Origin of the sequence: Paraburkholderia sp. J10-1, from assembly GCF_905220165.1 — a bacterium.
Classification (GTDB): Bacteria; Pseudomonadota; Gammaproteobacteria; order Burkholderiales; family Burkholderiaceae; genus Paraburkholderia.
In genome coordinates, this window is record NZ_CAJMYW010000005.1 from 136,530 (window position 1) to 162,186 (window position 25,657).

General features: G+C 64.2%; 18 protein-coding genes and 1 tRNA gene. 13 read left to right on the forward strand and 6 right to left on the reverse strand.

Translation table 11 applies throughout. The features are described 5' to 3' along the window. Window positions 1–303 precede the first annotated feature (303 nt). A complete protein-coding gene (locus tag U5A65_RS18065) occupies window positions 304–579 on the reverse strand; it encodes an oxidative damage protection protein (RefSeq protein WP_069268157.1) in 276 nt (91 codons plus the stop codon). Window positions 580–651: 72 nt separating this feature from the next. Beyond that, a complete protein-coding gene (gene argA / locus U5A65_RS18070) occupies window positions 652–2,043 on the reverse strand; it encodes an amino-acid N-acetyltransferase (protein ID WP_321909020.1) in 1,392 nt (463 codons plus the stop codon). Between the two features lie 23 nt (window positions 2,044–2,066). On the opposite strand from argA, the gene hrpA reads away from it, so the two are divergent. The 5 genes from hrpA to U5A65_RS18095 all read left to right on the forward strand — a co-directional run bounded on the left by hrpA (window position 2,067) and on the right by U5A65_RS18095 (window position 10,861). Continuing rightward, window positions 2,067–6,716 (forward strand): ATP-dependent RNA helicase HrpA, encoded by a 4,650-nt coding sequence (gene hrpA, locus U5A65_RS18075; RefSeq protein ID WP_321946920.1) that lies wholly within the window; start codon window positions 2,067–2,069, stop codon window positions 6,714–6,716. A 166-nt stretch (window positions 6,717–6,882) separates the two neighbouring features. Next, window positions 6,883–7,920 carry a beta-propeller fold lactonase family protein gene (locus U5A65_RS18080; protein WP_321934922.1) on the forward strand — a complete coding sequence of 346 codons (1,038 nt, stop codon included), beginning with the start codon at window positions 6,883–6,885 and terminating at the stop codon, window positions 7,918–7,920. Between the two features lie 21 nt (window positions 7,921–7,941). Continuing rightward, complete coding sequence (locus U5A65_RS18085) at window positions 7,942–8,994, forward strand: sterol desaturase family protein (RefSeq protein ID WP_321946921.1); 1,053 nt, start codon at window positions 7,942–7,944, stop codon at window positions 8,992–8,994. A 138-nt stretch (window positions 8,995–9,132) separates the two neighbouring features. Next, the gene (locus U5A65_RS18090; protein ID WP_321909013.1) at window positions 9,133–9,966 is read left to right on the forward strand and encodes an EI24 domain-containing protein; all 834 of its coding nucleotides are present in this window, start codon (window positions 9,133–9,135) and stop codon (window positions 9,964–9,966) included. Window positions 9,967–10,003: 37 nt separating this feature from the next. Further along, entirely contained in the window at window positions 10,004–10,861 is an 858-nt protein-coding gene (locus tag U5A65_RS18095) for a competence/damage-inducible protein A (RefSeq protein ID WP_321909012.1), read from the forward strand. A gap of 114 nt (window positions 10,862–10,975) precedes the next feature. On the opposite strand, the gene U5A65_RS18100 is transcribed toward U5A65_RS18095, so the two are convergent. Continuing rightward, entirely contained in the window at window positions 10,976–11,440 is a 465-nt protein-coding gene (locus U5A65_RS18100) for a rhodanese-like domain-containing protein (RefSeq protein ID WP_321909010.1), read from the reverse strand. A 464-nt stretch (window positions 11,441–11,904) separates the two neighbouring features. Between U5A65_RS18100 and glnA the strand changes: the two genes are divergently transcribed. From glnA to U5A65_RS18120, 4 genes are all read left to right on the forward strand, one after another. Beyond that, on the forward strand, window positions 11,905–13,320 hold the full coding sequence (glnA, locus tag U5A65_RS18105) for a type I glutamate--ammonia ligase (RefSeq protein ID WP_042264808.1): 1,416 nt from the start codon (window positions 11,905–11,907) through the stop codon (window positions 13,318–13,320). A gap of 203 nt (window positions 13,321–13,523) precedes the next feature. Further along, window positions 13,524–14,666 (forward strand): nitrogen regulation protein NR(II), encoded by a 1,143-nt coding sequence (glnL, locus tag U5A65_RS18110; protein WP_321909009.1) that lies wholly within the window; start codon window positions 13,524–13,526, stop codon window positions 14,664–14,666. 69 nt (window positions 14,667–14,735) lie between these two features. After that, window positions 14,736–16,313 (forward strand): nitrogen regulation protein NR(I), encoded by a 1,578-nt coding sequence (gene ntrC, locus U5A65_RS18115; protein ID WP_321946922.1) that lies wholly within the window; start codon window positions 14,736–14,738, stop codon window positions 16,311–16,313. 117 nt (window positions 16,314–16,430) lie between these two features. Further along, on the forward strand, window positions 16,431–18,524 hold the full coding sequence (locus tag U5A65_RS18120; protein WP_321946923.1) for a prolyl oligopeptidase family serine peptidase: 2,094 nt from the start codon (window positions 16,431–16,433) through the stop codon (window positions 18,522–18,524). Between the two features lie 9 nt (window positions 18,525–18,533). Here U5A65_RS18120 and xth read toward each other — a convergent pair whose 3' ends face one another. Then, a complete protein-coding gene (gene xth / locus U5A65_RS18125; RefSeq protein WP_321909004.1) occupies window positions 18,534–19,319 on the reverse strand; it encodes an exodeoxyribonuclease III in 786 nt (261 codons plus the stop codon). A 192-nt stretch (window positions 19,320–19,511) separates the two neighbouring features. Between xth and U5A65_RS18130 the strand changes: the two genes are divergently transcribed. Further along, complete coding sequence (locus U5A65_RS18130) at window positions 19,512–20,132, forward strand: 2-hydroxychromene-2-carboxylate isomerase (RefSeq protein WP_321946924.1); 621 nt, start codon at window positions 19,512–19,514, stop codon at window positions 20,130–20,132. 77 nt (window positions 20,133–20,209) lie between these two features. On the opposite strand, the gene U5A65_RS18135 is transcribed toward U5A65_RS18130, so the two are convergent. Next, the gene (locus U5A65_RS18135; RefSeq protein ID WP_321934917.1) at window positions 20,210–21,199 is read right to left on the reverse strand and encodes a nitronate monooxygenase family protein; all 990 of its coding nucleotides are present in this window, start codon (window positions 21,197–21,199) and stop codon (window positions 20,210–20,212) included. A 200-nt stretch (window positions 21,200–21,399) separates the two neighbouring features. On the opposite strand from U5A65_RS18135, the gene U5A65_RS18140 reads away from it, so the two are divergent. The 3 genes from U5A65_RS18140 to U5A65_RS18150 all read left to right on the forward strand — a co-directional run bounded on the left by U5A65_RS18140 (window position 21,400) and on the right by U5A65_RS18150 (window position 24,725). Continuing rightward, window positions 21,400–21,939: a PadR family transcriptional regulator gene (locus U5A65_RS18140; protein ID WP_321946925.1), complete on the forward strand. Its 540-nt coding sequence runs from the start codon at window positions 21,400–21,402 to the stop codon at window positions 21,937–21,939. 141 nt (window positions 21,940–22,080) lie between these two features. Further along, a tRNA-Met gene (locus U5A65_RS18145) sits at window positions 22,081–22,157 on the forward strand. Between the two features lie 489 nt (window positions 22,158–22,646). After that, entirely contained in the window at window positions 22,647–24,725 is a 2,079-nt protein-coding gene (locus U5A65_RS18150) for a site-specific recombinase (RefSeq protein ID WP_321908997.1), read from the forward strand. Here U5A65_RS18150 and U5A65_RS18155 read toward each other — a convergent pair. Further along, a complete protein-coding gene (locus U5A65_RS18155; protein WP_321908995.1) occupies window positions 24,722–25,417 on the reverse strand; it encodes an aspartate/glutamate racemase family protein in 696 nt (231 codons plus the stop codon). The two genes, U5A65_RS18150 and U5A65_RS18155, sit on opposite strands and share 4 nt — an antisense overlap. Between the last annotated feature and the right edge of the window lie 240 nt (window positions 25,418–25,657).

Consider the following 25,657-nt stretch of genomic DNA (forward strand, 5'->3'; position numbering starts at 1 on the left):
TTCGGATTAACGGCGTTTTTGGGCGCCTTCCAGAATGCAATTGATGGCTAATGCCTGTTGAACGAAGCGTTATGATAGCACGATAACGGAAGATCGCGCAAACGCCCGCAACTGCGGGGATTGGGGCGCGGGCTGGAAGCCCCGTGTGGCGGGGGATTGGCGCGATTCGATGGAACCGTTTCCGCCGTCTGGAAAGCGCATGAAGCGCATAAAAAAACCGCGCCGGGGGCGCGGTTTTTGCGGGGATTGGCGCGGCGTTTTTCGTCTGTCAGGGACAGATCTCACCGTGCAACGGAAGGGTGTTTAGCCTTCGGTCGGCGGCACGTAGCCCGACGCCTGGTCGGCGCCTTCGCCGAAGAAGAACTTCTCCGTCTGCTTCATCAGGTACTGACGCGCACGCGGATCGGCCATGTTCAGGCGGTTTTCGTTGATCAGCATGGTCTGCTGCTTGAGCCATTGCTGCCACGCCTCCTTCGAGACGCTTTCGTAGATGCGTTTGCCGAGTTCGCCCGGCAGCGGGGGAAAGTCGAGTCCCTCGGCTTCCTTGCCGAGCTTCGCGCATTGGATCATACGGGCCATGCTGTGCTTCTCCTTAGTCGTATGTGTGGGGTGGCGGCGCGCCCTGTCTGCGGACGGTGCAGACGGGAACGTTCAGAGCTGTTTCATCAGCACGAGCGACTTGCGCTGCCAGTTATAGAGGCGGCGGCGGTCTTCGGGCAGGTCGTCCACCGTGGCCTTGACGAAGCCGCGCTTCAGGAACCAGTGTTCGGTGCGCGTCGTGAGCACGAAAATGCGCGTGAGGCCGCGTGCCCGCGCGCGTTGCTCGATACGGCGCAGGAGTCGCTCGCCATCGCCGGAGCCCTGGGCTTCGGGCGAGACCGTGAGGCACGCCATCTCGCCGATGCGCTCCTGCGAATACGCGTACAGCGCCGCGCAGCCAAAGAGCACGCCGTCGTGCTCGATCACCGAGAAATGGTCGATGTCGCGCTCGATCTGGTGACGCCCGCGACGCACGAGCGTGCCGTCGGTTTCGAGCGGCTCGATCAGCGTGAGAATGCCGCCGACGTCGTCGGGGGTCGCTTCGCGCAGGCTTTCCAGGTTCTCGTACGAGATCATGGTGCCCACGCCGTCGTGCAGGAACAGTTCGAGCAGCAAGCCGCCGTCGAGCACGTAGGGAATGATGTGCGCGCGGCCCACGCCGCCGCGGCAGGCGCGAATGGAGTGCTTCAGATAGAAGCCCTCGTCGCCGAGCACGGTGCCGCCTTCCTGCAGCTTGTAGGCGTCGTCGAGCGACATTTCGCGGATCAGCTCGCCTTCCTCGTTGATCAGGCCCTGCGTCTCCGTGAGGAAAATGATCTTGTCGGCGCGCAACGCGATGGCCGCCGCCGAGGCGACGTCTTCCATCGACAGGTTGAACGCCTCGCCCGTGGGCGAAAAGCCGAGCGGCGAGAGCAGCACGAGCTTGCGGCTCGCGAGCGAGTGGCGGATCGAATCGGCGTCGATCTTGCGCACGACACCCGTGTGCTGGAAGTCCACGCCGTCGAGAATGCCGACCGGACGCGCCGTCACGAAGTTGCCCGACACCACGCTGATGTGCGCGTGCGCCATGGGCGTATTCGGCAGACCCTGGCTGATCGCGGCCTCGATGTCGAGACGCACTTCACCGGCCGCTTCCTTCGCCGATTCGAGCGCGCGGGCATTGGTGATGCGCATGCCGTGCGAGAACTCGGACTCGACGCCGTGCAGGCTCATCTGCTCTTCGACCTGCGGGCGCGAACCGTGCACGAGCACGATCTGGATGCCCATGGCCTGCAGGAGAGCGATGTCGGCAACGAGCGCGTTGAGCAGATTCTGGTGCACGACCTCGCCGCCGAAACCGACGACGAATGTCTTGCCCTGGAACGCGTGGATGTAGGGTGCGACCGATCGCATCCAATCCACGAATTGCGCGTGCTGCGCCATGATCTGCGAGTCGGAATCCGCAGCGGCGGCGGAGGCCGGCGCGCTGGCGGTGGCGGGGACGAGGTCGGTTTGGGAATTCATGCCCGGGATTATAATGCGCCCCCATGTCGAATGTACCCAAAAGACCTGCCTCGGCGCAGGGCAGCAACACCCCGGCCGGGCAGGAAACGGCGCAGGACGGCGCGAAAGCGAAAAGCGCGTCGCAGAAGTATGGCGACGGGGAAAAGCTCGCGTCGTCGGACAAGCTTGCCACGCTCATGGGCGGCGGCGCGCTGGGCGGCGCGCGCGTGCAGGACAAGCGTGCGGCACCGCCCGCGCCGACGCAGTCCGCGAGTCCCAAGGACGCGCCAGGCGGGCATGGCGAAACACGCAAGCCCGAGCAACCTCGCGAAGCGCGAAATGTTTCTCAGCCAGCGGCGGCGCAGCCGGCGCGCAGGGAGCCAAATCGCGCAGCGCAAAGCGAACAACGCGTGCAGCAGGGTGAGGCACGCGCGCCGCGCAAGCCAGACGCGCAGCGTGATGCCCGGGCGCAAACGCAACGCGCACCGCGCGACGCTACGGATAACGCATCGCAGAAGCCGTCGCGCAATGCCCCGCGTGATCCTTCCCAGCAGCAAAAGCCGACGCAACATCAACCGCACCGCGCGCCACGGCCGCAAGCTGTACGCGAACGCGATCCCTCCGCGCAGCAGCGCGCCGCGCGCACTGGCAACGAAACGGCCGTAACGAATGAAACGGCCGAAGCGGCCGTAGCGAACGAACGCAAGCCGCGCAGCGAGCGCCCGGCGCGTGCTCCGCGCGCCAACGTCGAGCCGAACAAGGTCCCGCCCATCACGTTCCCCGAAGCGCTGCCGGTTTCGGGCCGTCGCGAGGAAATCGCGCGTGCGATTGCGCAGAATCAGGTCGTGATCGTGAGCGGTGAAACGGGCTCGGGCAAGACCACGCAGTTGCCGAAAATCGCGCTCGCTTTGGGCCGCGGCCTCGGCGCGGGCGGCACGGGTCTGATCGGCCATACGCAGCCGCGGCGGATTGCGGCTTCGGCCACGGCGCGCCGCATTGCCGACGAACTCAATACGCCATTCGGCGAAGTGGTCGGCTACAAGGTGCGCTTCACCGACAATCTCTCGCCGGGCGCCTCGGTCAAGCTCATGACCGACGGCATTCTGCTCGCGGAGACGCAAACCGATCCGCTGCTCAAGGCCTACGACACGATCATCATCGACGAGGCGCACGAGCGCAGTCTCAACATCGACTTTCTGCTCGGCTATCTGAAGGAGATCCTGCCGCGCCGGCCCGACCTCAAGCTGATCGTGACCTCGGCGACGATCGACGCCGATCGCTTCGCGCGCCACTTCGGCAGCGAGGAAAAGCCTGCGCCGGTGATCGAGGTGAGCGGGCGGCTGTATCCCGTCGAGGTGCGCTACCGGCCGGTGCAGGAGGACAGCCCGGCGGTGAAGAATGCGCAGGGCACGACGGGCCGCGAGCGCAGTGAAAAGGGCGCGAAGTCGCAGCGAGACAGCGATCGCGACCTCATGGAAGCGATCGTCGACGCCGTCGATGAACTCTGCCGCGAAGGCTCGGGCGACGTGCTCGTATTCCTGCCCGGCGAGCGCGAAATTCGCGACGCAGCGGAAGCGCTGCGCAAGCACCATCCGCCGCACACGGAAATCTTGCCGCTTTTCGCACGCCTTTCCGCGCAGGAGCAGGAGCGCGTGTTCAAGCCTTCGAACGCGCGCCGCATCGTGCTCGCGACCAACGTGGCCGAAACCTCGCTCACGGTGCCAGGTATCCGCTACGTGGTCGATACCGGCCTCGCGCGCGTGAAACGTTATTCGTACCGCAACAAGGTCGAGCAACTGCAGATCGAATCGATCTCGCAGGCGGCCGCGAACCAGCGCGCGGGCCGTTGCGGTCGCGTAGCCGACGGCATCTGCATCCGGCTTTACGAGGAATCGGATTTCATCGCGCGGCCGCGATTCTCCGATCCGGAAATCCTGCGCTCCTCGCTTGCCGCCGTGATTCTGCGCATGAAGTCGCTGCATCTCACGGCGATCGAGACGTTCCCGTTCATCGAGCCGCCGCCGGGTCGCGCGATCGCCGACGGCTATCAGCTGCTCAACGAACTGGGCGCAGTCGACGACGACAACGCGCTCACGCCGCTTGGCCGCGAACTCGCGCGCCTGCCGCTCGACCCGCGCGTGGGCCGCATGATTCTCGGCGCGCGCGACGAGCAGGCGCTGCGCGAAGTGCTCGTCATCGCGAGCGCGCTTTCGGTGCAGGACCCGCGCGACCGGCCGATCGAGGCGCAAGAGCAGGCCGATCAGGCGCATCGCCGGTTCGCCGACGAGCGCTCCGAGTTTCTCCAGTGGCTCAAGATCTGGGCCTGGTTCGAGGAGGCCGTCGCGCACAAGAAGTCCAACCGGCAATTGCTGGATGCGTGCCGCGCGAACTTCCTTTCGCACTTGCGTCTGCGCGAATGGCGCGATGTGCATTCACAATTGCTGACGGTGGTGCGCGAGCATGGCTGGCGGATCAACGAAGCCGACGCGACCTACGAGCAGATCCATCACGCGCTGCTCACGGGCCTGCTCGGCAACATCGGCCTGAAGGCCGACGACGAGCCGCACTACCTCGGTGCGCGTAGCATCAAGTTCCACTTGTGGCCGGGCTCTGCGCTCGTGAAGAAGGCGGGGCGCTGGGTCGTGGCGGCGGAACTCGTCGAAACGAGCCGCCTCTACGCGCGCTGCATCGCGAAGATCGAGCCCGAGTGGCTCGAGAAGGTGGGCGCGCATTTGCTGAAGAAGTCGCTTTCCGAGCCGCATTGGGAAAAACGCGCGGCGCAGGTGAGCGCGTTCGAGCGCGGGGTGCTTTATGGCCTGCCGGTGTACCAGCGCCGGCGCGTCGCGTTTGGCAAGCAGGACCCGGCGCGTGCGCGCGAGCTCTTCATTCGCGGCGCGCTGGTGGAAGGCGAATTCGACACGAAACTCGCGTTCTTCGCGCATAACCGCAAGCTGCTTGCCGATATCGAGCAGCTGGAACACAAGTCGCGCCGCCAGGACGTGCTCGTCGACGACGAATTGATCTACGGCTTCTACGACCAGGCGATTCCCGAGGGCATTTACTCGGGCGCGTCGTTCGAGCGCTGGTATCGCGACGAGGTGAGGAAGGGCGGCCAGCCCGAGGACAAGCTGCGTCTGTTGTACCTCTCTCGCGACGACCTGATGCGTCACGAAGCGGCCGGCGTGACGACCGATCTGTTCCCGAAGCGCATGACGATGTCGGGCGTGGCGATGGCGCTCACGTATCACTTCGAGCCGGGCTCGCCGCGCGACGGCGTGACGCTCGCGGTGCCGCTCTACGCGCTCAACCAGGTCGATGCGCGCCGCTGCGAATGGCTCGTGCCGGGCATGCTCAAGGAGAAGGCGCAATTGCTCCTGAAGTCGCTGCCGCAGAAGCTGCGCCGGCATTGCGTGCCGTTGCCCGAGTACGCGGCTGGCTTTGCCGAGCGTGTGGGCGGCGAGCGCTTCGGCGCGGGCGGTCTGCTGGAGGCGCTGATCGCCGACGTGCGCGAGCAGAAGCAGGTCGCGCTGAAATCCGCCGACTTCAAGCTGGAAACACTGGCCGCCCACCTTTTCATGAACTTTAAGGTGATCGACGAGCACGGTCGCCAGCTCGCGATGGGCCGCAACCTTGCGCAACTGCGCGCTGAACTTGGTGCGCAGGCACAGCAGCAATTCCAGAAGCTCGCGAGCGCAACGGCGCTGGCTGCGCTGGAAACGCACGCGCAGGGCGGGGATGTCGCGCAGATCGCCCAGGCCGAACGCGGGGCGAGCGCCAACGCGCCGCAAAAGAGCAACGTGCCGCACACGAGCGCGCCGGGAGATGCCGCGCCCGCCACCGCGCTCTACGAAAACCTCACGACGTGGAATTTCGGCAAACTGCCCGAGCTGCTGGAAATCCGCCGCGGCGGACAGACGCTGTTCGGCTATCCGGCGCTCGTCGACCGTGGCACGCATTGCGATGTCGAAGTGTTCGATTCGCCGGAGGAGGCCGCGCGGATTCATCGCGCGGGGCTGCGTCGATTGTTCGCGCTGCAGCTGCGTGAGCCGATCCGCTACCTGGAGAAAAATCTGCCGGGTCTGCGCGAGATGGCGATGCAGTTCATGGCGCGCGCGACGCAGGAGGAGCTGCGCGATCAACTGGTCGAACTCGCGCTCGACCGCGCCTGCCTGCAAGACCCGCTGCCCGACGACGACGCGAGTTTCCACGCGCGCAAGGACGAAGGCCGCGGACGTCTGTCGCTGCTCGCGCAGGAAATTGCCCGGCTCGTGGGCCAGATCCTCGCCGAGTATGCGTCGCTTGCGAAGAAGCTCGTGCAGGCCAAGGCGTTCGGTGCGCCCGCAGCGGACATGCAGGCGCAGGTCGACGCGCTCATCAGCAAGCGCTTCATTCTGGAGACGCCCTATGCGCAGCTCGTGCATTTCCCGCGCTACTTGAAGGGCGTCGCGCTGCGCATCGACAAGCTGCGTGCCGACCCCGCACGCGACGCGCGCCAGGCCGCCGAGTTTCAGCCGCTCGCGCAGCAGTATCAGCGCGCGCTCTCGCAGCGCGGCGGCGTTTTCGATCCGCGTCTCTCGGAGTTCCGCTGGCTGCTCGAGGAGCTGCGCATCTCGCTCTTCGCCCAGGAGTTGCGCACGCCGATGCCGGTTTCCGTGAAGCGTCTGTACAAGGTTTGGGAATCGATGCAGCGATAAGCCGCACCTGCCCGCCACTGCCGGCGTATTTGCGGCATTGCGGGCCATAACACTTGTTCGAAATGGGGCGCTTTATTGCGCCCCTTTCATATTTCAAGGGCCCTACGTCAACCTTGCGTGCAGGTAGACGTTCTACAATCACGAATCTGCCCGGGAACGATTCTTCATGCCGAACCACAACACATTTAGCCGCTCATTTGGCCGCTCATTTGGCCGCTTTGCCACCAAGACCGCTGCCGCCGCACTCGCCTGTGCCGCGCTGGTTTCAACGGCCGCGCATGCGAACAACATCATCGTCCTCAATTCGGGCGAAGCCACGCTGAGCCTCATCGACGACAAGACGCACGAAGTCGTCGGCACCGTGCCCACAGGCAAGGAACCGCATCACCTCTTTCCCACGCCGGACAACACGTCGCTGATCGTCGCGAACTCGGTGTCGAACAATCTGCTGTTCGTCGATCCGAAAACCGGCAAGCCGCAGCGCTGGGTCGAAAACGTCGAAGACCCGTATCAGCTCGGCTTCTCGCCCGACCGCAAGTGGTTCGTCACCACGGGGCTGCGCCTCGACCGTCTCGACATCTACAACTACGCGGGCGGCAGCAATATCACGCTCGCGAAGCGCCTGCCGCTCTCGGCCATGCCGAGCCACCTGGCGTTCACCAACGACAGCCGCACCGTGTTCGTTTCGCTGCAGGTGTCGGGCGAAATCGCAGCGGTCGATCTGCCCACGCAGAAGGTGCTCTGGAAAATGAAGGTCGGTTCCGCACCGGCCGGCCTGTGGCTCACGCCCGGCGACAAGTACCTGCTCGTCGGCATGACGGGCGCCGACTATGTGGCGGTCGTAGACTGGCGCAACCAGAAAATCGTCAAGACGATCCAGGTGGGCAAGGCCGCGCACAACTTCCGCTCGCTCGTGGACGGCCGCCACGTGCTGGTGTCGAGCCGCGTGGCGAATGTCATTAGCATCATCGACGAGGAAACGCTCGAAAAGACCGGTGAGATCAGCGGTCTGATGCCCGGTCCGGACGACATGGAACTTACCGCCGACAAGCGTTATCTTTGGGTGACGTTCCGTTTCGCGAAGCACATCGGCCTCATCGACATGCAGTCGAAGAAGCTCATCAAGACCATCGCCGTGGGCCGCTCGCCGCATGGCATCTACTTCTACGATCGCGCGCCCGTGACGGCGCCGAACGGGGCCTGAAGAACGGGAGGACGTGTGGACATGGTGGCGTCTGGGCTGGCGGTGATCGCGCACGCGGGGCAGGCCGTGGTTGCGGGTGCGGACGACCTCGTGTCGTGGCTCCAGACGCTTCTCTACGTCAATGCGATTCAGCCGCTGCTTTTCCACGTCGGCATGATGGACGTGGACGAAGACACCTACGACGCGCTCTACTGGGTGATCGTGGGCGTGCTCGAAGTGGGCCTGATGTACGCGTTGCTGCGCCCGCTTGAAGCGCTCCTGCCCGCGGAGAAGTGGCGTGACCGCAAGGGGGTAGGGGTGGATGCGCTCTACACCTGGATCACGCGCCTCGGCATTCTGAACCTGCTGTTTTTCTTCACGATGCAGCCGTTCTTCGACCGCGCGCAGAGCGCGCTGCGGCTCATGGGCGTGAAGACGGTGGATCTCGACAACCTCTGGCCTGGCGTGACCACGCAGCCGCTCGTGGCATTCGCCATCTACCTCGTGGTGCTCGACTTCTTCAGCTACTGGTACCACCGGCTTTCGCATCGCTACGGCATCTGGTGGGAACTGCATGCCGTGCATCACAGCCAGCGCAAGATGTCGCTCTGGTGCGATGACCGCAACCATCTGCTCGACGTGGTCGGTCAATCGTGCATGTTCGCCGTCGTCGCGCTCGTGATTGGCGTGCCGCCCGCGCAATTCGTGGTGCTGGTGGCGCTCACGAACTTCATGCAGAGCGTGCAGCACGCCAATATTCGCGTGCATTTCGGCTGGCTCGGCGAGCGGCTGGTCGTGAGCCCGCGTTTTCACCGCCGCCATCACGCCATTGGCTATGGCCATGAAGGCACCCACTACGGCTGCAACTTCGGCGTGCTGTTCCCCTGGTGGGACATGATGTTCGGCAGCGCGTCGTTCAATCGCGAGATCGAGCCCACGGGTATTCGCGACCAGCTCGAAGGCGCGCGCTATGGCGAAGGCTTCTGGGCGCAGCAGGCTTATGCGTTCAACCGCATCGCGCGGCGCCTGCGTTCGGGTTCCCATGCGGCCACTGCCGCGCGGGCCGAGGCACGCGACGACGCCACCGTGACCTGAACGCCGGCGCGGCGTCTTTCCCCTTCATCGCAGCCGTCTTACCCGCCGTACGCGCGGTGGTTTATGCTGTCGGCTTGGTCGCACCGATTTCGCCGACACTGTGTTCTCCACCCGTCCTTTTCGCCTTATTCCGCTCGCATGAATGATCTGTTGCGCTCGTTCGGACGCGCGCTCGCGAGCGTGTTCCATCCCGCCATGCTGCTCCTCACCTTCGTGCCGTTTCTCGTGGCGGCGGCGGTGTGGGGCGCCGTGCTCTATGTGTTCTGGCAGCCGCTGCTCGACCTCATGCGCGGCGCGCTCGCGAACTGGTCGTCCACGGCCTACCTCTACCATCTCTTCGACGCACTCGGCTTTGGCTGGCTTCGCGCGACGATCGCGCCGTTTCTGGTCATCATCCTGACGATTCCGCTCATCGTGATTTCGGTGTTGCTGCTGATCGTCGCGATTTCGATGCCGCGCGTGATCGGCCATCTTTCGAAGCGCCAGTATCCGATGCTCGAGATGCGGCGCGGCGGCAGCTGGTACGGCAGTCTGTTCTATTCGCTCGTCACGACCCTCGTCTGCCTGATCGTCATGATCGTGACGCTGCCGCTCTGGCTCATCCCGCCGTTCTTCGCGCTCATTCCGCCGCTCTTGTGGGGCTGGCTCACGTATCGTGTGATGACCTACGACGCGCTAGCGCTGCACGCAACCGTCGAGGAGCGCCGCGCGCTGGTGCGCAGCCATCGCCTGCCGCTGCTCGTGATCGGCGTGGTGAGCGGGCTGCTCGGCTCGTTGCCCACGGCGATCTGGGCCGTCTCCGCGTGGCTGCTGCTGTTCTTTCCCGTGCTCGCGGCGGTGACCATCTGGATTTACGCGTTCATTCTGGTGTTCACGGCACTCTGGTTCGGGCACTACTGCCTGCGCGCGCTTCAGCGCATGCGCGCGCATGAAGTGCAGCAGGCATCCGGTGACGTGACGATCGTGCACTAACACGCTCCACACTCAAGACAATTCAGCGAGGCGACACATGGCATTTGGCGTCATCATCATCGGCGACGAGATTCTCTCGGGGCGCCGCTCCGACAAGCATCTGCCGAAGGTCATCGAATTGCTCGGCGCGCGCGGCCTCTCGCTCGAGTGGGCCCAGTACGTGGGCGACGACCCCGTGCGCATTACCGAGACGCTGCGGCGCTCGTTCGCTTCGGGCGACATCGTATTTTCGACGGGCGGCATCGGCGCGACGCCGGACGACCACACGCGCCAGTGCGCGGCCGCGGCGCTGGGCGTGCCGCTCGCGCTGCATCCGGATGCCGAGGCGGCGATCCGCGAGCGGATTCGCGACATGCACACGGGCGCCGATCCCGTGAACTTTCAGTCGCCCGAGAATCTGCATCGCTTCCAGATGGGCACGTTCCCGCAGGGCTGCGAGATCATCCCGAACGGCTACAACAAGATTCCGGGATTTTCGATCCGCGATCATCACTTCGTGCCCGGTTTCCCCGTGATGGCCTGGCCGATGATCGAGTGGGTGCTCGACACGAAGTACGCGCACCTGCATCACCAGACGCCGCACGCCGAGAAGTCGCTGCTCGTGTTCGAGTTGCCGGAGTCGACGCTCACGCCGCTCATGGAGTGCATCGAGCGCGATTTTCCGGGCGTGCGGGTGTTCAGCCTGCCGAGCGTCGGCGATACGGAGCGCGGCGGCATTTACGCGCGCCGGCATATCGATCTGGGTGTGAAGGGCGAGCCCGAGGCCGTGGCGGCCGCCTTCGTGAAGCTGCGCGAAGGCGTGCACGAACTGGGCGGCGATGTGGTCGAGCCGCCGGCGCCGGGCGAGGGCGCGCCCGATCGCGAGCGCCGCAGCGGGCCGCGCGCCGGTTTTTGAGTCAGCGAGTCAAGGTGCGCCGCGTAGCGCGGTAGGGCTGGCGGCGCATCATCGGCGTGTCACACGGGGCGCTCAGAGTGGCCCGTTGGGTTGCAGCGGGCCAGTTTCAGGGCTTTATGCGCCGATCCACGGCAAGCCGCGGAAGCACCAGCCTGTGACGGTTTTGCGGTGTCCCTGGCCGTCTTTGTCGCCTTCGAAACCTTCGAGCAGGTCATAGGCTTTCGTGAAGCCGGCCTTTGCGGCTTCGATGGCGGCGAGCTTGGAGCGTGCGGCGCTGCGGCACAGGAACAGCACGGGTGCGTCGGTTTCCACGGCGCTCTTGAGCTGGGTGAGGAACTCGGCGTTGGGCACGCCTCCCGGATAGCGGGTCCATTCGACGTGCGAGTATTGGCCGTCGCCCACGACGGGACGGCCGACCCAGTCGAGTTCAGCGCGCGTGCGCACGTCAACGAGGCGCGCACGCGGGTCGAGCTGCAGAAGCTCGAATGCCTCTGCGGGCGATACCGCGCCCGCGTAGGGCAGCTGGTTCTCGACGCGGCGCTTCTCGGCCTGGGCGTACAACTGTTCGAGCGTACTCATGACAACGGATCTCCTGTTTCGCGTTGGACCAAAAAACCATTCTAGCGCGTGGGGACGGAGCGAGGCGGCCAGTCCGGGCAACGCAAAACCGCAACCGCGCGGTGCTTGACCAACATAAAGGGCGGAATGCATTAAGTTGGTGCATGCGAGGCGTTTTGCACCATAATAAAGAGAGATTCGCGCGCCAAATTCGGGATTGCACGAATTTGGTGCCGATGAGTCGCCACCTTGGTGGCTCCACAAAAGCGCGGCGCACGATTTTTGATTGCAAGTGTGTGTCGCGAAAGGGATTTGCGCCACGTTGGCGCATGCATGGCACGGAAGCTGCTTTATATGTCTCGATCGATTCGCAGCCGGCCAGTCGAGGTCAGCAGGACGGACCTGGGAAGGAGGCGGCCGGCGAGGATCAACAAGATTGGGACGGCGGCAGCGTTCGCCGAAATCGTTAATCAGGAGAATAGGTTATGAGTAAATCCGTGGCCGACGTCATGCAACTCGTCAAGGACGAAGACGTCAAGTTTGTCGACTTCCGCTTCACGGACACGCGCGGCAAGGAGCAGCACGTTTCGGTTCCGCTGTCGGCATTCGACGAAGACAAGTTCGAGTCGGGTCATGCGTTTGACGGTTCGTCGATCGCCGGCTGGAAGGGCATCGAAGCCTCGGACATGCTGCTCGTGCCGGACCCGAACACGGCCTTCATCGACCCGTTCTACGAAGAATCGACGCTGGTCCTGACCTGCGACGTGGTTGAGCCGGCCGACGGCAAGGGCTACGAGCGCGACCCGCGCTCGCTGGCAAAGCGCGCTGAAGCCTATCTGAAGAGCACGGGTCTCGGCGACACCGCCTTCTTCGGTCCGGAGCCGGAATTCTTCATTTTCGATTCGGTCCAGTGGAACACGGATCAGTCGGGCTGCTTCGTGAAGATCGGCTCGGATGAAGCACCGTGGTCGTCGGGTCGCGAAATCGAAGGCGGCAACACGGGTCACCGTCCGGGCACGAAGGGCGGCTACTTCCCGGTCGCGCCGGTCGACACGTTCCAGGACATCCGTTCGGAAATGTGTCTGCTGCTCGAGCAGATCGGCATTCCGGTCGAAGTGCACCACCACGAAGTGGCGGGCCAGGGCCAGAACGAAATCGGCACGAAGTTCTCGACGCTGGTTCAGCGCGCGGACTGGACGCAGCAACTGAAGTACATCGTCCACAACGTGGCGCACACGTACGGCAAGACGGCGACGTTCATGCCGAAGCCGGTCGTTGGCGACAACGGTTCGGGCATGCACGTTCACCAGTCGATCTGGAAGGACGGCCAGAACCTGTTCGCGGGCAACGGCTACGCAGGCCTGTCGGAATTCGCGCTGTTCTACATCGGCGGCATCATCAAGCACGCTCGCGCGCTGAACGCCATCACGAACCCGGGCACGAACTCGTACAAGCGTCTCGTTCCGCACTTCGAAGCGCCGGTCAAGCTCGCTTACTCGGCACGCAACCGTTCGGCGTCGATTCGTATTCCGCACGTGTCGAACCCGAAGGGCCGCCGTATCGAAACGCGCTTCCCGGATCCGCTCGCCAACCCGTACCTGTGCTTCTCGGCACTGATGATGGCGGGTCTGGACGGCGTGCAGAACAAGATCCACCCGGGCGAAGCCGCCGACAAGAACCTGTACGACCTGCCGCCGGAAGAGGATGCAAAGATCCCGACCGTTTGCGCCGGCCTCGACCAGGCGCTCGAAGCGCTCGACAAGGATCGCGAGTTCCTGACGCGCGGTGGTGTGTTCACCGACGGCATGATCGACGCGTACCTCGCGCTGAAGGAAAGCGAACTGCAACGCGTGCGTATGACCACGCACCCGGTCGAGTTCGAACTGTACTACTCGCTGTAATTGGCGATGGCGCTTCGCTGCACGCTGTACAGCGAAGCGCCGGTTCAGTTTGTACGACTCGCAGGACGCTTAGGCGTTGGTCTCCAAGGGACGGCGGTGCCGTCCCTTTTTCGTTGGGCGCTTGATGCACGCCGACCCGCTCATTGAACAGTACTAACGACCAGGACCGTAGCCGGTGCGCCGCGTGGCGGCCGGCCTGAAACATGGTGCTCAAGAATCTGATCAAGGCAAGAAAGGGCCACGCCGAACCGCTCTCCGGCGACGCGCCGCTCATCGAGTCGGGCCTGTTGCCCGGCTTCGAGGCGCTGCCCACGGTCGTGCTCGTGCTCGACAAGCGCACGCTGCGTGTCGCCTTCGCGAATCCTTCGGCGGAGGCGATGCTCGATCTCTCGCGCCGTCAACTCGCGCAGATGGCGTGGTCGGATCTCTTCTCGAACGCGGACGAATTGCTTTCGACGATCGCGTCGATCGCCGAGCATCGCTTTCACGCAACGCGGCTCGACGCTTCGCTAGAACGCCTTGGCCGCGAGCCGCTGAACGTGCATGTGGTGGTGGGCTTTCTCGAAAGCGCGCCCGACTATGTGTTGCTCGAACTGTTCGAGAACGAGCGGCATCTGCGCAGCGATCGCGAGGAGCGCATTCACGACCTCACGGCCGTGAACAAGCATTTGATTCGCAATCTCGCGCACGAGATCAAGAACCCGCTCGGCGGCATTCGCGGCGCCGCGCAACTGCTCGAATTCGAGCTTGGCGCGCTGGAGCGCGACGAATTGCGCGAGTACACGCAGGTGATCATCAAGGAGTCGGACCGCCTGCAAACGCTCGTCGACCGGCTGCTGGAGCCGCACCGTCATCCGCATATCGTGGGCGACGTGAATATTCACGAAGTGTGCGAGCGCGTGCGCGCCGTGATCCTCGCGGAATTCCCGCGCGGCCTCACGATCGAGCGCGACTACGACGTGAGCGTGCCCGACCTGCGCGGCGACAAGGAGCAGCTGATCCAGGCACTGCTGAACATCGTGCGCAACGCGGCGCAGGCGCTGCGCGAGCGTATCTCGCAGGGCGACGCGCGCATCGAATTGCGCACGCGTGTTGCGCGCAAGATCACGATTTCGAAACGCCTGTGCAAGCTGGCATTGGACTTGCATATCACTGACAACGGACCCGGCATTCCCGAAGATATTCGCGACCGCATCTTCTATCCGCTCGTTTCCGGACGCGAGGATGGCAGCGGTCTCGGCCTCACGCTCGCGCAGACGTTCGTCCAGCAGCACGACGGACTTATCGAAGTGGATAGCCGGCCGGGCCACACTGAGTTTCAGATATTGCTGCCGCTTGATAGTTGAACAAACAACGACTCAAGTCGCTCACGGATTTACCGATACCGCACGCCACCAGGACTTCTGACCGATCTTATGAAGCCGATCTGGATAGTAGACGACGACCAATCGATACGCTGGGTGCTCGAAAAGGCCCTTGCCCGCGAGAACTTCGCGACCCGCAGCTTTTCGAACGTGCGCGAGGCCGCGAGCGCGCTCGATCACGACAGCCCGCAGGTGCTCGTCTCCGACATCCGCATGCCGGGCGGCTCGGGCCTCGAGCTGCTGCAAACGGTGCGCGAGCGTGTGCCGGGGTTGCCCGTCATCATCATGACGGCGTTCTCGGACCTCGACAGCGCGGTCGCCGCGTTTCAGGGCGGCGCGTTCGAGTATCTCGCCAAGCCTTTTGACGTCGACAAGGCCGTCGAGCTGATTCGCCGCGCCGTGGACGAAAGCATGCGCGGCGAGCAGCAGTGGGACGAGCGTCCCGCTGAGGCGCCCGAGATGCTCGGCCAGGCGCCGGCCATGCAGGACATGTTCCGCGCCATCGGACGGCTTTCGCATTCGGCGGCCACCGTGCTCATCACGGGCGAGTCTGGCACCGGAAAGGAGCTTGTCGCGCGCGCCTTGCACCGACATAGCCCACGCGCGAACGGTCCGTTCATTGCGCTGAACACTGCCGCCATTCCGAAGGATCTTCTGGAATCCGAACTGTTTGGCCACGAGCGCGGTGCGTTCACGGGCGCGCAGGCCATGCGCCAGGGCCGCTTCGAACAGGCCGAGAACGGCACGTTGTTCCTCGACGAAATCGGCGACATGCCGTTCGATCTGCAAACGCGCCTCTTGCGTGTGCTCTCGGACGGGCAGTTCTACCGCGTGGGCGGACACAATCCGCTGCGCGCGAACGTCCGCGTGATCGCCGCGACGCACCAGAATCTCGAAACGCGTGTGCGCCAGGGCCTCTTCCGCGAGGACTTGTATCACCGGCTCAACGTGATTCGCCTGCGTTTGCCCGCGCTGCGCGAACGCAGCGAGGACATTCCGTTGCTCACGCGCCACTTCCTCCAGAAGAGCGCGCGCGAACTGGGCGTGGAGCCCAAGCGCGTCTCCGACGAGGCGCTTGCCTGGATGTCCGCGCTGCCGTTTCCGGGCAACGTGCGCCAGCTCGAGAATCTCGCGAACTGGCTCACGGTGATGGCGCCCGCGCAGACCATCGAGATCAAGGATCTGCCGCCTGACCTCGTGCCTGCGCACGGCTCTGCGGGTGCGGCGGCGCATCTCGGCGATGCCGCGGCCGAAGCCAGTGCGGCGGCCAATGGCGCGAGCGCTGCATCGCCCGTTGCGGGTGCTTTGGCGGGCGCGGGCTTGCCTGGCGCCATGGGCGGCGCGTCGGGCGGCGTGGTGTTCGGCACGCCTGCGTTCGGCGCGTCTAACGGTGCCGCGGCTGCCGTCGCGACGCTGAGCGTGTGGGAGAGCGGTTTGCGCACGGAAGTCGCGCGTCTCTTGCGCGAGAACAGCGCCGACGTGATGGACGAACTCTCGCGGCGCTTCGAAGCCGCCGTGATCCGCGAGGCGCTGGATTTCACGCGCGGTCGCAAGGTCGAGGCCGCCGAGCGTCTTGGCATTGGGCGCAACACCATTACGCGCAAGATTCAGGAACTCAATCTGGAATGAGCGTGCGTTAGCATGTGGCAACGGGCCGGCCTCGCGCAATGCGAGCCGGCCCGCTGCGCAGTGCGCCGGTGCGCACACAGGGCATAATCGACGCTGTTTTCCTGTCGACGACCGATCATGCCCGTGACTTCTCCCTGGCCCGCCGAGGCCGACCCCTTCCTTTCGCTCGAATCGCTCGACGACCCCGCCGTCATGGCCTGGGTCGAGTCGCAGAATGCGCGCACGCGCGCCGCGTGGCAGGGCGGTGCGCGTTTCGAGGCGCTGGAAAAGCGCCTCGCGCAGGCCTACCTGCCTCGCGAACGGCCCGTGATCCCGAGCCGCTGGCAGCAGTGGGCCTACGACCTGTGGGAGGACGAGGACAATCCCAAGGGCCTGTGGCGCCGCGCGCTCTGGGCCGACTGGCGCGCTCACAAGCCGCAGTGGCAAACGCTCATCGACTTCGACGCGCTCGGTGCGAAAGAAGAGAAGCCATGGGTGTGTGCGGGTATCGACGTCCTTTACCCGGACGGCGACCGTGCGCTGATCCAGCTCTCCGATGGCGGTTCCGACGCAGTCATCGTGCGCGAGTTCGATATCGTGAAGCGCGAATTCGTGAGCGATGGCTTCGCGATTGCGAAGGAAGGCAAGCACATCATTTCGTGGATCGATCGCGATACCGTGTACCTGGGCTGGGATGCGGGCGGCAAGGCCGGCAAGAAGATGCTCACGCGCTCGGGCTACCCGCGCGAGGTGCGCCGCTGGACGCGCGGCACGGCGCTCGCGGACGCGCCGGTGGTATTCAGCGGCGAGTTCGACGACATCAGCGTCGAGGGCGACTACGACCCGGTCGAAAAGCGCCACGACGTGGTGCGCAGCGTCGACTTCTTCGATTCCTATACCTATCGCCTGGATGAGCGTGGCGACTGGCAAGTGTACGACGTGCCCACGCATGTCTCGGTGGGCGCGTGGCATGGCTGGCTGCTGCTCGAACCGCGCCTCGACTGGACCGTTGCGGGCGTGACGTACAAGGGCGGCGCGTTGCTCGTGATTCGCGAGGACGCTTTCCTCGCAGGTGACCGCGCCTTCACGGCGCTCTTCACGCCGACTCCCGTTACGTCGGCATGCGACTGGACCAATACGCTAAACGTCCTGATCGTCTCCTGGCTCGACGACGTGGAGAGCCGCACGATGCTCTGGCAGCCGCGGCAGGAGGAGGGCGCGTGGCGCTGGGAGTCTCGCGTGTTTCCCGCACGTGCGAGTTCGCAGGTGGACGTCTCGCCCATTGAAGACACGCTCAACGACGAGGTATTCGTCGACGTCGACGATTACCTGCTGCCGCCCGAATACTGGTTGGCCGATCTCGCGCAAACCGATCTCCAGCAGTGGGAATTGCTCGACCGCTGGCCCACGCAGTTCGATGCCGGACCGCTCACGGTCATTCGCTCGCACGCGCGCTCGGCCGACGGCACGAGCGTACCGTTCACCGTGATTGGTCCGAAGGCCGTATTGGACGCCGGTTCCCGCCAGGCGTCGCCGTGCCTGCTCACGGGCTACGGCGGCTTCGCGATCGCGCTCACGCCGCAATATCTGGTGGGCTCGGGCATCGGCTGGCTGGAGCAGGGCGGTGTCGTGGCGATCGCGCACATTCGCGGCGGCGGCGAGTACGGCACGGCCTGGCACGTCGAGGCGCAGCGCGAGCATCGCCAGCGCTCGTTCGACGACTTCATCGCCGTGGCCGAACAGTTGATCGCCGATGGCTATACGAGCGCTGCGCAACTGGGTATCAAGGGCGGCAGCAACGGCGGACTGCTTGTGGGTGCGTGCATGGTGCAGCGTCCTGAACTGTTTGGCGCGGTGGTGTGCGAGGTGCCGTTGCTCGACATGCAGCGTTACCCGCTGCTGCATGCGGGCGCGTCATGGATCGACGAATATGGCGATCCTGAGGATGCCGAAGAATCGCGCGCACTCGCCGCTTACTCGCCTTACCACCATGTTAAGCCCGGTGTTGCGTATCCGCCGTCGCTGTTTACCACGTCGACGAGCGACGACCGCGTCCACCCCTCGCACGCGCGCAAGATGGTCGCGCGCATGGAGAAGCAGGGGCACGCGAACGTCTGGTATCTGGAGAACACCGAAGGCGGCCACGGCCCCGGCAGCGATTCGCTCGAGCGCGCAGAATATGACGCGCTCGTCTATCGCTTTCTGTGGACCACGCTCGCGGGAAGCTGGTAAGGCGGGCGTTTAGCCGGCGACATCGAGCGTGGCGATGACCGGCGTGTGATCCGAAGGCTGTTCCCACTTGCGCGGCACCTTGTCGACTTCACATGCGGTGAGGTGCCCCGCGAGCGCGGGCGAAAGCAGGATGTGATCGATGCGCAAGCCCGCGTTGCGGCGAAACGCGAACATGCGGTAATCCCACCACGTGAAGATCTTTTCGGGCTGCTCGAACTGGCGGAACGCGTCGACGAAGCCCAGTTCGATCAGCCGGCGGAACTGCGTACGTTCTTCGGGCGAGACGAGGTTCTGGCCTTCCCAGGCCTTCGGATCGTGCACGTCGCGGTCTTCGGGCGCGATGTTGTAGTCGCCGAGCAGCGCGAGCTTCGGGTAGCGCTGCATTTCCTGCGCGAGCCAGTCGTGCATGGCGTCGAGCCATTGCAGCTTGTACGCGAACTTCTCGGTGCCCGGCGCCTGACCGTTCGGGAAATAGGCGCTCACCACGCGCACATCGCCGATGGTCGTCGCGATCACGCGCTGTTGCGGATCTTCGAAGCCAGGAATGTTGCGCACGACCGTGGCTTCGTCGACGAAGAGGCCTTCGCGCACGAGGATGCCCACGCCGTTATAGGTCTTCTGGCCCGCGAACCAGCTGCGATAGCCGTGCGCCTCGAGGTCGGCGCGGGGGAACTTGTCGTCGGTGAGCTTCAGTTCCTGGAGGCAGAGCACGTCGGTCTTGCTCTCGTTGAGCCAGTCGATGACGTGCTGCAGACGGACCTTGAGGGAATTGACGTTCCACGTTGCGATTTTCATGTGAGGCTCGATAGGGTGACGGTGTGCTTTCTGTGCACTTCGGCGCCATTATCGCCTGCGCCGATGACCGGTACGGCTTTCTTTTGCATCATGGTGCTTGTCTCGCGCTCGTTGATGGCAGCCCGGTTTCCGGTATCTTAGGATGTCGGCGTGCGTGGGCAAAGCTGCGCAAATTTACATAGAGGAGACACAATGGGTGACGTCAACGTGCAGTTTCTGTTCGACTTCGGCAGTCCTAACGCGTATCTGTGCCATAAGGTGATCGGCGACATCGAGGCGCGGCAGCAGGTGCGTTTCGACTATGTGCCGATACTGCTTGGCGGCCTCTTCAAGCTAAGCGGCAACCGCTCGCCGGGCGAGGCGTTCGCGGGTGTCGAAAACAAGCAGAAGTTCATGATGCTGGAGATGCGGCGCTTCGTCGAGCGGCATGGACTCACGGCTTATCGGCGCAATCCGCACTTTCCGGTGAATACGCTGCAAATCATGCGCGGCGCGATTGCCGCGCAGCGTAACGGCACGTTCGAACGCTACGTTGACCGTATGTTCGCGCACATGTGGGAAGAGGGGCTCAAGATGGACGACGCTGCGGTGATCCGCACAGCGCTCCAGGCAGATGGTCTCGACGCCCCCGCGTTTGAAACGGCGATTCAGGACGCCGACGTGAAAGCCGCGTTGCTGGCGAATACGCAGTTGGCGTTCGAGCGCGGCGCATTCGGTTCGCCGACGTTCTTTGTCGGTGACGAAATGTACTTCGGCAAGGATCAGTTGCGCGACGTCGAAGAGGAAATCGCGCGCGTGAAATTGCGCACATAACGCGCGCGCACAAGGCGCGCTGCTTCATGACGAAGCGAGGCGGGCGCGGCATGATCGCCCCCGCCTCGCGCCGCGCATCAAAGCGCGGCTTGCTCCTCGGCTTGCGGTGCGGTGGCCACGCCCAGACGCACGCGCGCTGCCTGATATTCGCGCTTCAAACGCTCGATGAGTTCGGCGGCCGGCACGACGCTCTTCACCGCGCCAATGCCCTGGCCCGAGCCCCAGATATCCTTCCACGGCTTCACGCGCGTCGAGCCGAAATTCATCGCCGACGGATCCGACTGCGGCAACGCTTCCGGATCGAGGCCGCTCGCGACGATGCTCTGGCGCAGATAGTTGCCGTGCACGCCCGTGAAGAGATTCGAGTAGACGATGTCGCCCGCGGCGCCGTCGACGATCATCTGCTTGTACGCGTCGACGGCATTCGCTTCATGCGTGGCGATGAACGCCGAGCCGATATAGGCGAGGTCTGCGCCTGCTGCCTGCGCCGCGAGAATCGCGTTGCCGTTGCCGATCGCGCCCGAAAGCAGCAGGGGGCCGTCGAACCATTCGCGAATCTCGTGGATCAGCGCGAACGGCGAGAGCACACCCGCATGGCCGCCGGCACCGGCGGCCACGGCGATCAGTCCGTCCGCGCCTTTTTCGATTGCCTTCTTCGCGAACGTGTTGTTGATGACGTCGTGCAGCACGATGCCGCCCCATGCGTGGATCGCATGGTTGACTTCTTCACGCGCGCCGAGCGACGTAATGACGATCGGCACCTTGTATTGCGCGCAAACGCCGAGGTCGTGCTCGAGGCGGTCGTTCGACTTGTGCACGATCTGGTTCACGGCGAACGGCGCAGCCGGCGCGTCCGGGTGCTTCGCGTTGTATTCGGCGAGTTCGGTGGTAATGCGGTCCAGCCATTCACCCAGCACGGGCTCGGGCCGCGCATTGAGCGCAGGGAACGAGCCGACGACGCCCGCCTTGCACTGGGCGATCACGAGATCGGGATTCGAAATGATGAAGAGCGGCGAGCCGACGACCGGAATCGACAGGCCGCGGCGCAGCACGGCGGGCAGGGACATCCATATCTCCTTGACTGGGGCGGCGGCCGGGTGCGGCTGCCGTCGCGTGATTTGTTGCGTGACGCGTTGCGCCGGCGTGGGCGCCGGCTGGCAGGCTTAAACATAGCAAAGCCGTCGAAACTATGCAACCAGTTGCATAGTGGAAAAATTCGATCCGCAACAGATCCGGCATTGGGTGGGGCGTGGTTTAGAATCGCCGCATGTCGACGCCGCACGCCATCCTCATCGCCTTGCTGGAGAAGCCTTCGTCGGGCTATGACCTCGCGCGCCGCTTCGATCGCGCGATCGGCTACTTCTGGCATGCCACGCATCAACAGATCTATCGCGAACTGGGCCGCATGGTCGAGGCGGGGTGGGTGTCGGTCGTCGAGGACGAGACGGCTGCCGCGTCGCGCAAGAAGGTGTATTGCGTGTTGCCGGTGGGGCGCGATGAGGTGGCGCGCTGGGCGCGCGAGACGGTGCTCGACCTCGACTCGCGCAACGTGTTCCTGCTCAAGCTGCGTGCCGATGCCGTGATCGGGCCGCTCGGCCTCGCCGAGGAACTCGCGCGGCTCATCGCCGAAAATCGCGCACGGCTTGCGACTTATCGGGAGATCGAGCAACGCGATTTTGGATCGTCTTCGCTCACGCGCGGGCAGCAGTTGCAGTATGCGATCCTCAAGGCGGGCATTCACACGCAGGAGATGTGGCTGGCCTGGGCGGAAGAGGTGTGGCCGCTGGTGGAGCCTGCGCAGGCGTAGTCCAATTTGCCAGGGTGTCCGAAGCAATCGCGGTGTGACGAGCGCTCGCTCGATGATGGTCGAAGGCGTGATGTGTCACCTGAATGAAAAAGATGTTTGACGGAAGGCCTTCGATACCTTATACTTCTTTTCTCTGACGGACGCGGGGTGGAGCAGTCTGGCAGCTCGTCGGGCTCATAACCCGAAGGTCGTAGGTTCAAATCCTACCCCCGCAACCAAAGCCTAATCAGGCTTTTCGTACAAGCCGTCACGCAAATGAACCCGCTCTTGAGCGGGTTTTTTGTTGCCCAGCGAAATCCGGTACGAACGGCTCCACAGTCGTCGCCACTCACACATCTTCCTCGTATCGCAGGCGCGAAGCTTCTCCGTAACCCGTTGCGGCAAGCCTTTGTGCCGATCCATGAAACCGCCGCGAGCGGTTTTTTCTACCTTACGCATCCCGCTCATCAAGACGGCCGACTCGCGCATAGTGACCACCATCGCTCGCATGACGTCAGCGCTCACAGGGTGGATTCATTCGACGTTTCCGGCGTGTCCGGGCCGACTTGACCGCTGACAAGTCGAGGCGACTTCCGACTTTGTCCGATGTCCAGCAGCCCTTAACCTTCTCTGCCTGCCGGCACTTGCTGACCAGCCGACCGGCAGGCGGCAGCCTTTTTCGTCTCTTGTCGCCCCCCGAACGTGCGTACCGTTTTGCCCGCAACCCCATGAAGAAACCCGTCACTTCCGATACCCATCAGTCGGCGCTCGAGCGCGTTCTGGATGGCTTCGTCGATGCGAGCGAGTCAGACATTGTGCTTCTGAGCGATCTCGTCAGCAGGATCCGCCCACGCCGCGCCTTCCATGGCGAGGCGGCCAGACATGCGGTCTACACGCTTTGCTTTCTGCTCGAGCACCGCAGCGACTATCGAGCCGCGCTGCGCGGCGCGCTGCGGCGCCTGCTGACCGAGCGCAAGCAGGTGGCACTGTATACGGACGTTGGCATTTTCCCGAACAACGGTTTTTTCACCGAAGTGACGCACCGGCTCGTTCGCAGCACGCTGCTGCCCGATTTGCTCGATCTGGGCCAGTTGCGCGATGTGATCGCCAAGGTCTTCGGGCGCGCAAGCGATCATCTGTGGGTGCGCGAGGTGGGTGTCGACGCGTGGACCGACCTGCTGCGCGCGCTGCGATTCGACGAAGACGCAGAGGAAGAATGCGCACGCGACGCGCCGGGCGCGGTGCAGCCTCTGCATCAAGTGCTCGAAGCGTTGCGCGTGCTGTCTTACCGGATTGCCGCCATTGGCCTCGAGCCCGAAATGCTGCGGCACGACCCGATGCTCGAATCGGAACGCTCGCCGTTCATCGCGCAAAATCAGGAAATACTGGCCTACATTGCGAGCTTCGAGACGTCGCCCGCCCGCACCGCCGGCATCGACTCGCAACACGTTGCGGTGCTGCTGGATCAGTGCCGCGCCGTTGGCGACCGGATTCGCAAACGCGCGGCGCGCGCTGGCACCAGCGTCTCGCTGACATTGCATCTGCTGCGCTTGAACCAGCATCTCTCCCGTGCCGAAACGCTGATCGACCTGGTGGCGGCGCTGCGCGAGTCGCTCGAGGCCGATATCGTGCTGCCGATGATCGCCGACCTCGCATCCGGGCTCATTCAGGCGGAATGCTGCCGCAACAATTTGCGCGATTACTTCCGCCAGAATGTCGAGTTGATCGCACTGCGCGTGACCGAAAATGCCGGCCATGCGGGCGAGCACTATATTGCGGCAAGCCGCAAGGATTACTTTGCGCTGCTACGTTCGGCGCTGCTCGGCGGTTCCATCATCGGTTTCATGTCGGCGCTCAAGTTCATCATTGCCGGGTATGGCTGGACGCCGCTCAACGAATCGTTCGCCTTCGGGCTCAACTACGGGCTCGGCTTCGTGCTGATTCACATCCTGCGCGGCACCGTAGCCACCAAGCAGCCCGCGATGACGGCCCATGTACTGGCCGCGGCAATCAAGGACAGCAGCCGCAAGGGCGGGCGCGACCTCGAGCACCTCGTGACGCTGGTTGTGCGAACCATGCGCAGCCAGACCGCGGCGATCTTCGGCAACGTGGCGCTGGCCGTGCCGGTCGCGATGTTGATCGGGCTTGCGTACCGGTGGGCGACAGGGCATCCGCTGATCAGCGCCGCCAGGGCCACGGGACTGCTCAACGAGGTGGCGTTCAAACCGTCCACGCTGGTCTACGCAGCACTTGCGGGCGTCTGTCTTTTCCTTGCCGGTCAGATCAACGGCTACTGCGACAACCTGTGCATCTACGAGCGCATTCCCGAGCGGATTACACACATCCGCTGGGCGAGGCGTGTGTTCGGCGAGCGCAATCTGCAACGCATTGCCAACTATGTCAGAGGTAACCTCGGTGCGTTGATCGGCAACCTCGTATTCGGTTTCATGTTGAGCGCGGTATGGGTGGCCGGCATGCTGCTCGGGCTGCCGCTCGACATCCGGCACGTCGCATTCGCGTCCACGTACTCCGGTTTCGCGAGCGTTTCGCTCGATTTTGCGGTACCCCAGACCTTGCTCCTGGGCGCCATGGCGGGAACCTGGGCGATCGGCACGATTAACCTGTTCGTGAGCTTCAGTCTTGCGATGTGGGTCGCGCTGCGCGCGCGCAACGTCACCTTTGGCGAGACGCGCCGGCTGTTCGGCGACGTGTTGAGTCGCCTGCGCCGTCATCCCAGGGACTTCTTTTTCCCGCCGCGCACACATCTCGCAGCGGGTCATGATGTGCCAGGCGAGACAGGCGGTTAGCCCCCCAATGACCAATCCACCGCGGCCTGCGCATGTAACGCGGTGGTGTCGAATACCGGCAGGGTCGAATCTTTCGGGCCAATCAGCAGCGTGATTTCCGTACAGCCGAGAATGACGGCCTGCGCGCCGCGCGCGGCGAGGTCTTCTATGACGCGCTGGTAGACACGGCGCGATTGCGCGTTCACATTGCCGTGACACAACTCGTCATAGATGATGCGATGCACATCCGCGCGATCGTGTTCGTTCGGTACGATCGCTTCGATACCGTGTGCTTCGCGCAGCCGTCCCACATAAAAGTCCTGCTCCATCGTGTAGCGCGTGCCGAGCAGCGCCGCGCGCGTGACGCCGGCGGCGCGCAATGCCTGGCCGGTCGGGTCCGCGATATGCAGGAAGGGAATGGAGATTGTCGCCTCGATCGCCGCGCATACGCGGTGCATGGTGTTCGTCGCGAGCAGCACGATGTCCGCGCCGCCGCGTTCGAGCTGGCGGGCGGCGTCGGCCATCTGCACGCCGAGCGCGTCCCAGTCGCCCGCGCGCTGGCGTTCCTCGACTTGCGCGAAGTCCACGGTCACCATCAGGCTGCGTGCGTTGTGATGCCCGCCCAGACGCGCTTTCGCATGGCGGTTCAGCAGCCGGTAGTACTCGGCCGACGATTCCCAGCTCATTCCTCCGATCACGCCGATCGTCTTCATCGATTTCCCTCTCACGCTCTTGGACTAGTCAGTCCGCACGAGTATAGGCGTGTCCGGCGCGCCGTACAGGTACGCTCGGGCCGATCCGACGCGGTACGGTCATGGGCGCGGCCCGCATACAGTCCGTTTGTTGAGTACCCGGACCGCGAAAGCGCATGCTTGCGACCTCGCGCCGCCGGTTATGCCGGTTACGGTGATGGCGGCGCTATTCTGGCGTCGCTAGAATCGATGCGAAAGGCA

What these genes read in the sequence shown, in the direction of transcription:
- xth (WP_321909004.1), bottom strand. Translation starts at nt 19,319, where the DNA reads ATGAAAATCGCAACGTGGAACGTCAATTCCCTCAAGGTCCGTCTGCAG.
- U5A65_RS18080 (WP_321934922.1), top strand. Translation starts at nt 6,883, where the DNA reads ATGCCGAACCACAACACATTTAGCCGCTCATTTGGCCGCTCATTTGGC.
- U5A65_RS18130 (WP_321946924.1), top strand. Translation starts at nt 19,512, where the DNA reads ATGGGTGACGTCAACGTGCAGTTTCTGTTCGACTTCGGCAGTCCTAAC.
- U5A65_RS18095 (WP_321909012.1), top strand. Translation starts at nt 10,004, where the DNA reads ATGGCATTTGGCGTCATCATCATCGGCGACGAGATTCTCTCGGGGCGC.
- U5A65_RS18085 (WP_321946921.1), top strand. Translation starts at nt 7,942, where the DNA reads ATGGTGGCGTCTGGGCTGGCGGTGATCGCGCACGCGGGGCAGGCCGTG.
- argA (WP_321909020.1), bottom strand. Translation starts at nt 2,043, where the DNA reads ATGAATTCCCAAACCGACCTCGTCCCCGCCACCGCCAGCGCGCCGGCC.
- U5A65_RS18100 (WP_321909010.1), bottom strand. Translation starts at nt 11,440, where the DNA reads ATGAGTACGCTCGAACAGTTGTACGCCCAGGCCGAGAAGCGCCGCGTC.
- ntrC (WP_321946922.1), top strand. Translation starts at nt 14,736, where the DNA reads ATGAAGCCGATCTGGATAGTAGACGACGACCAATCGATACGCTGGGTG.
- U5A65_RS18155 (WP_321908995.1), bottom strand. Translation starts at nt 25,417, where the DNA reads ATGAAGACGATCGGCGTGATCGGAGGAATGAGCTGGGAATCGTCGGCC.
- U5A65_RS18120 (WP_321946923.1), top strand. Translation starts at nt 16,431, where the DNA reads ATGCCCGTGACTTCTCCCTGGCCCGCCGAGGCCGACCCCTTCCTTTCG.
- hrpA (WP_321946920.1), top strand. Translation starts at nt 2,067, where the DNA reads ATGTCGAATGTACCCAAAAGACCTGCCTCGGCGCAGGGCAGCAACACC.
- U5A65_RS18065 (WP_069268157.1), bottom strand. Translation starts at nt 579, where the DNA reads ATGGCCCGTATGATCCAATGCGCGAAGCTCGGCAAGGAAGCCGAGGGA.
- U5A65_RS18135 (WP_321934917.1), bottom strand. Translation starts at nt 21,199, where the DNA reads ATGTCCCTGCCCGCCGTGCTGCGCCGCGGCCTGTCGATTCCGGTCGTC.
- glnL (WP_321909009.1), top strand. Translation starts at nt 13,524, where the DNA reads ATGGTGCTCAAGAATCTGATCAAGGCAAGAAAGGGCCACGCCGAACCG.
- U5A65_RS18150 (WP_321908997.1), top strand. Translation starts at nt 22,647, where the DNA reads ATGAAGAAACCCGTCACTTCCGATACCCATCAGTCGGCGCTCGAGCGC.
- U5A65_RS18090 (WP_321909013.1), top strand. Translation starts at nt 9,133, where the DNA reads ATGAATGATCTGTTGCGCTCGTTCGGACGCGCGCTCGCGAGCGTGTTC.
- U5A65_RS18140 (WP_321946925.1), top strand. Translation starts at nt 21,400, where the DNA reads ATGTCGACGCCGCACGCCATCCTCATCGCCTTGCTGGAGAAGCCTTCG.
- glnA (WP_042264808.1), top strand. Translation starts at nt 11,905, where the DNA reads ATGAGTAAATCCGTGGCCGACGTCATGCAACTCGTCAAGGACGAAGAC.